Source organism: Streptomyces viridosporus (assembly GCF_002078235.1).
Lineage (GTDB): Bacteria > Actinomycetota > Actinomycetes > Streptomycetales > Streptomycetaceae > Streptomyces > Streptomyces viridosporus.
Map to the genome: position 1 here is coordinate 1 of NZ_MSGP01000305.1, position 6,071 is coordinate 6,071.

Genomic DNA, 6,071 nt, shown 5'->3' on the forward strand with positions numbered 1-6,071 from the left:
GCGAACGGCGTTCCCTCCGTCCCGGCGCCGGCCGGAGCGGGCGCGCGGAGGGGCGCGGGCGGCCGGTCCGGCCCGTGGAACGGCTCAGGCCCGGGTGAGAGGACGCACCTCTCACCCGGGCCTGAGCCGTGTCAGAGCGGGCGACGGGAATCGAACCCGCGTAGCCAGTTTGGAAGACTGGGGCTCTACCATTGAGCTACGCCCGCACAGCGTGTGCCGCGGGTGGGTGGCCACGGCACTGACAGGCATCGTAGCGGGTCGTGCCCCTTTGTCGCACACCCCGTCCCCGTCGCACCGCCGACGCCGCACCGCGCCCGGGAAATGCGGCGGAAGGACTGCCCGGCGGCATGTACCCTACGTGTCGCACCAGACGGGGTGTGGCGCAGCTTGGTAGCGCGTCCGCTTTGGGAGCGGAAGGCCGTGGGTTCAAATCCCGCCACCCCGACCAACCACCCGATCGTCCTCCGATGATCGCCTTTGGGCGCCGTAGTCGCTGCCGTTACTATTCAAGCTGCACGCCCGTGTCTCTCAGCTCTCCGAGCGTCTGATGCAGTCCTCCGGGCGGCGCATCGGCCGGACCGTTCTGGTTCCGGCGGAAACCGAGAAGTCAGCCACAAGGAGACCGAACCGTGAAGAGCGCCGTGGAGACCCTGAACCCGACCCGGGTTCGGCTCACTGTCGAGGTGCCCTTCGAGGAGCTCAAGGACAGCCTCGACGCGGCGTACAAGAAGATCAACCAGCAGGTCACGGTGAAGGGCTTCCGCAAGGGCAAGGTCCCGGCCCGGGTCATCGACCAGCGGTTCGGTCGCGGTGCGGTGCTGGAGGAGGCTGTCAACGACGCTCTCCCGAAGTTCTACACCGACGCCGTCAACGAGGCCGAGCTGAGCCCGCTGGGCCAGCCCGAGGTCGACATCACGGAGCTGAAGGACGGCGAGACGCTGAACTTCACCGCCGAGGTCGACATCCGCCCGACCATCGAGATCCCGGACTACTCCGGCATCGAGGTCGAGGTCGACGCCATCGAGGTCACCGACGAGGACGTCGAGAAGTCCGTCGAGCAGCTCCGCGAGCGCTTCGCCTCCACCTCCCCGGTCGAGCGCGCCGCCGAGGACGGCGACGTCGTCACCATCGACCTCGAGGCCAAGGTCGACGGCGAGGTCCTCGAGGACGGCGTCGCGAGCGACGTCTCCTACACCATCGGCTCCGGCGAGCTGCTGGACGGCATCGACGACGCCGTGAAGGGCCTGTCCGCCGGCGAGGAGGCCACCTTCACCTCCGAGCTCAAGGGCGGCTCCGCGGCCGGCAAGGAGGCCGAGGTCACCGTCAAGGTCACCCAGGTCGCCAAGCGCGAACTGCCCGAGCTGGACGACGAGTTCGCGCAGCTCGCCTCCGAGTTCGACACGCTCGAGGAGCTGCGGGCGGACAGCCGCAAGCGCCTGCGGGACATGAAGGAGTACGACCAGGCCACGCAGGCCCAGGAGCGCGTCCTGGAGAAGCTGCTCGAGCTGGTCGAGGTCCCGGTCCCCGAGAAGCTGCTCGAGGACGAGATCAACACCCGCAAGCACAACCTCGAGCACCACCAGCTCGGCCAGATGGGCCTCACCCTCGACAAGTACCTGGAGATCCAGGGCAAGACCGCCGAGGAGTTCGAGACCGAGACCCGCGAGGCCGCGGTCAAGGGCATCAAGACCCAGTTCGTGCTCGACGAGCTCGTCAAGCAGGAGAAGCACAACGTCAACCAGGAGGAGCTCACCGAGCACCTCATGCGGCGCGCGGCCTCCTCCGGCATGTCCCCCGACCAGTTCGCCCAGGCGGTCGTCGAGCAGGGCCAGGTCCCGCTGCTCGTCGGCGAGGTCGCCCGCGGCAAGGCCCTGGCCGCCGTGGTCGAGAAGGCCACGGTCAAGGACACCAACGGCGAGATCATCGACCTCGAGGAAGACGACGAGGACGACAAGGCCGAGGCCACCGACACCGCCGAGGCCACCGAGGCCCCCGCCGAGGAGAAGACCGAGGGCTGATCCCCGCGGCACCTCAGACGTGCGGACGACGGGCCCCGGGCGCGCTGTGCCCGGGGCCCGTCGCGCTTCCGCGCGGACGCACCGCCGTGCGGCCGCGTGAGTGCGGGCGGCCCCGGGTACCCGGCCGTCGCCCGCTCACCGGCACGGCCGCGGCGAACGGGCGGCGGCACCCACCCGCGGAGCGCACCGCGCTACGCCCCCGGCGAACACTCCCCGCTGCGGGATTCCCCGAAGGGACCCGCGCGTTAGGGTCCATGAATACGAGGGCAGGGGAGTCCCCGAGCACCGCCGGACGGCCCCAGCCCCGGCAGAACACGTGAGACGGCCCGGCGCCGTCGTAAGACGAGCAGGTGGATACGTGACGAATCTGATGCCCTCCGCCGCCGGCGAGCCCTCCATCGGTGGTGGCCTCGGCGACCAGGTCTACAACCGGCTGCTCAACGAGCGGATCATCTTCCTCGGCCAGCCGGTCGACGACGACATCGCGAACAAGATCACCGCACAGCTGCTGCTCCTTGCCTCCGACCCGGACAAGGACATCTACCTGTACATCAACAGCCCCGGCGGTTCCATCACGGCCGGCATGGCGATCTACGACACCATGCAGTACATCAAGAACGACGTGGTGACGATCGCCATGGGCCTGGCGGCCTCCATGGGCCAGTTCCTGCTGAGCGCCGGCACCCCCGGCAAGCGCTTCGCGCTGCCCAACGCCGAGATCCTGATCCACCAGCCGTCCGCCGGCCTGGCCGGCTCGGCCTCGGACATCAAGATCCACGCCGAGCGGCTGCTGCACACCAAGAAGCGCATGGCCGAGCTCACGTCCCAGCACACCGGTCAGACGGTCGAGCAGATCACCCGCGACTCCGACCGCGACCGCTGGTTCGACGCCTTCGAGGCGAAGGAGTACGGCCTCATCGACGACGTGATCGCCACGGCCGCCGGCATGCCGGGCGGCGGCGGCACCGGGGCCTGAGAGGCCGCGCGGAGCCCCTGGCGGCCCCGCGCAGCCCGTCGGGCCCGTCCGGGCCCGCAGAACAGCCCCAGCAGCCCCAGCCGACCGCCTCAGCCCCTTTTCAGGAGACACCGTGAACGACTTCCCCGGCAGCGGCCTGTACGACCGCACGCGCGCCGAGTACACCGGCCCCGCGGCCGAGTCCCGTTACGTCATCCCCCGCTTCGTCGAGCGCACCTCCCAGGGCATCCGCGAGTACGACCCGTACGCGAAGCTCTTCGAGGAGCGCGTGATCTTCCTCGGCGTCCAGATCGACGACGCCTCCGCCAACGACGTCATGGCGCAGCTGCTGTGCCTGGAGTCGATGGACCCCGACCGGGACATCTCGGTCTACATCAACAGCCCCGGCGGCTCCTTCACGGCGCTCACGGCGATCTACGACACGATGCAGTACGTGAAGCCGGACATCCAGACGGTCTGCATGGGCCAGGCGGCCTCCGCCGCCGCCGTCCTGCTGGCCGCCGGCACGCCCGGCAAGCGCATGGCGCTGCCGAACGCCCGTGTGCTGATCCACCAGCCGTACAGCGAGACCGGCCGCGGCCAGGTCTCCGACCTGGAGATCGCCGCGAACGAGATCCTGCGGATGCGGACGCAGCTGGAGGAGATGCTGGCCAAGCACTCCACCCGGCCGATCGACAAGATCCGCGAGGACATCGAGCGCGACAAGATCCTCACGGCCGAGGACGCGCTGCAGTACGGCCTGATCGACCAGATCATCACCACCCGGAAGATGGACAACGCCAGCCTGCGCTGACGCGGGAGGCTTCGGGAGGCTGTATCGTCTGCCGCCCCTTGGCACGGTTTGGTGCGGTTCACGTCAAAGCGAACCGTGCCAAGGGGGGCCCGAACGGAGGGCTCGGCAAGGTACCGTCGGACATAAGGCAGCACCAGGAGCCACCGGACATCGACGTCCGGGCGACTCCCAGGCGAAGGGGAAGCACACCGTGGCACGCATCGGTGACGGCGGCGATCTGCTCAAGTGCTCGTTCTGCGGGAAGAGCCAGAAGCAGGTCAAGAAGCTCATCGCAGGGCCCGGTGTGTACATCTGCGACGAGTGCATCGATCTCTGCAACGAGATCATCGAGGAAGAGCTCGCCGAGACCAGCGAGGTCCGCTGGGAGGAGCTGCCCAAGCCCCGCGAGATCTACGAGTTCCTCGAGGGGTACGTGGTCGGCCAGGAGGCGGCCAAGAAGGCCCTCTCCGTCGCGGTGTACAACCACTACAAGCGCGTCCAGGCCGGCGAGAACGGCGGCGCCCAGGGCCGCGAGGACGCCATCGAGCTGGCGAAGTCCAACATCCTCCTGCTGGGCCCCACGGGCTCCGGCAAGACGCTGCTGGCCCAGACCCTGGCCCGCATGCTGAACGTGCCCTTCGCGATCGCCGACGCGACGGCGCTCACGGAGGCGGGGTACGTCGGCGAGGACGTCGAGAACATCCTGCTGAAGCTGATCCAGGCGGCCGACTACGACGTCAAGAAGGCCGAGACCGGGATCATCTACATCGACGAGATCGACAAGGTCGCCCGCAAGAGTGAAAACCCGTCGATCACGCGTGACGTCAGCGGCGAGGGCGTCCAGCAGGCCCTGCTGAAGATCCTCGAGGGCACCACGGCCTCGGTGCCGCCGCAGGGCGGCCGCAAGCACCCGCACCAGGAGTTCATCCAGATCGACACGACGAACGTGCTGTTCATCGTGGGCGGTGCCTTCGCGGGCCTGGAGAAGATCATCGAGGGCCGGGCCGGCGCCAAGGGCATCGGCTTCGGCGCGACGATCCGCTCCAAGCGGGAGCTGGAGTCCAAGGACCAGTTCGAGGAGGTCATGCCGGAGGACCTGGTCAAGTTCGGCATGATCCCCGAGTTCATCGGCCGCCTCCCGGTCATCACCTCGGTCCACAACCTCGACCGCGAGGCCCTGCTCAAGATCCTCGTCGAGCCGCGCAACGCCCTGGTCAAGCAGTACCAGCGCCTCTTCGAACTCGACGGCGTGGAGCTGGACTTCGAGCGCGAGGCGCTGGAGGCCATCGCCGACCAGGCCATCCTCCGCCAGACCGGCGCGCGGGGCCTGCGGGCCATCATGGAGGAGGTCCTGCAGGGCGTGATGTACGAGGTCCCGTCCCGCAAGGACGTCGCCCGCGTGGTCATCACGGCGGACGTGGTCCTCTCCAACGTCAACCCCACCCTCATCCCGCGCGACGCGCGCGGCCGTGGGCCGGGCGAGCAGAAGACGGCGTAGCGGCAGAGAACGCGGAAGGGGCCCCGGTCGTCGACCGGGGCCCCTTCGTGCGTCTGCCGGCGTCAGGCCTTGACGCGGACGTCCTTGCGGAACTTGGCGGTGAGCTCAGAAGCCTTGCCCAGGTCGGCGGGCTTGCCGGCCATGGCGTCGGCCAGATCGGTGTGGATGACGACGGCCAGCGTGCTGTGGTCGCCCCAGATGCACACCGGCATGCTGACCTCCGCGGGACCGGTGGCCGCGTCGCCCGCCACGGCGTCACTGTTCTTGATCTTGATTTCCTGGCACTTCAGGACGGCGTTCTCCAGAGCGCTCGGCTCGAAGACCTTCGGGCTGCCGACGACCTCGCCCTCGGTCTCCTTGTCCTCGGAGGCGTTCTTCTTCAGCTCCGCGAACATGGCGTCGACGACCTTCTCCGGGTCGTCGATCTCGCCGTGGACGCCCATGAACTGGAGCATCTTCATGGCGAACGGATTGTTCTCGTCCCCGGCCTGGTAGACCGCGTTGACGTCCTTGGCGTTCTTGACGCCGTGCTTCTCGGCTTCCTTCATGTCGTTCTCGTCGAAGCCGCCGCCGCCCGCGGCGTCGCCCTTCTTGTACTCGCCGCCGAGCACGGTCGCCGGGGTCGTCAGCTTGTGCGGGCCGTCGTCGGCGACGTCCGAACCGCCGCCGCCCCCGCCGATCACGAAGTACGCGCCCACGGCGATCGCCGCCACGACCGCCACCGCGCCGACGATGATGCCGGCCTTCTTGCCGCCGCCGCCCGCCGCCGGGGGCTGGGGCGGCATGCCGTACGGGGCCTGGCCGTAG

5 protein-coding genes and 2 tRNA genes are annotated in these 6,071 nt (G+C 69.0%); 5 read left to right on the forward strand and 2 right to left on the reverse strand.

What is annotated here, in order from left to right; translation table 11 throughout:
- Positions 1 to 135: 135 nt before the first annotated feature.
- A tRNA-Gly gene (locus B7L92_RS21710) sits at positions 136 to 206 on the reverse strand.
- A 165-nt stretch (positions 207 to 371) separates the two neighbouring features.
- Here B7L92_RS21710 and B7L92_RS21715 point away from each other — a divergent pair.
- The 5 genes from B7L92_RS21715 (at position 372) to clpX (ending at position 5,264) form a co-directional block, all read left to right on the forward strand.
- Positions 372 to 448 (forward strand) — tRNA-Pro (locus tag B7L92_RS21715).
- 181 nt (positions 449 to 629) lie between these two features.
- Positions 630 to 2,018 (forward strand): trigger factor, encoded by a 1,389-nt coding sequence (gene tig, locus B7L92_RS21720; protein ID WP_081239158.1) that lies wholly within the window; start codon positions 630 to 632, stop codon positions 2,016 to 2,018.
- A 370-nt stretch (positions 2,019 to 2,388) separates the two neighbouring features.
- Positions 2,389 to 2,994, forward strand: a complete 606-nt coding sequence (locus B7L92_RS21725) for an ATP-dependent Clp protease proteolytic subunit (protein ID WP_081239159.1) — start codon at positions 2,389 to 2,391, stop codon at positions 2,992 to 2,994.
- Positions 2,995 to 3,106: 112 nt separating this feature from the next.
- Positions 3,107 to 3,787: an ATP-dependent Clp protease proteolytic subunit gene (locus B7L92_RS21730; RefSeq protein WP_004988122.1), complete on the forward strand. Its 681-nt coding sequence runs from the start codon at positions 3,107 to 3,109 to the stop codon at positions 3,785 to 3,787.
- 190 nt (positions 3,788 to 3,977) lie between these two features.
- Positions 3,978 to 5,264 carry an ATP-dependent Clp protease ATP-binding subunit ClpX gene (gene clpX, locus B7L92_RS21735; protein ID WP_004988123.1) on the forward strand — a complete coding sequence of 429 codons (1,287 nt, stop codon included), beginning with the start codon at positions 3,978 to 3,980 and terminating at the stop codon, positions 5,262 to 5,264.
- A gap of 62 nt (positions 5,265 to 5,326) precedes the next feature.
- On the opposite strand, the gene B7L92_RS21740 is transcribed toward clpX, so the two are convergent.
- Positions 5,327 to 6,071, reverse strand: a 745-nt coding sequence (locus B7L92_RS21740) for a hypothetical protein (RefSeq protein WP_081239160.1), incomplete at its 5' end; no start/stop codon positions are given.

Coding starts and splice junctions, on each gene's coding strand:
- B7L92_RS21725 (WP_081239159.1), top strand. CDS start 2,389: ATGCCCTCCGCCGCCGGCGAGCCCTCCATCGGTGGTGGCCTCGGCGAC.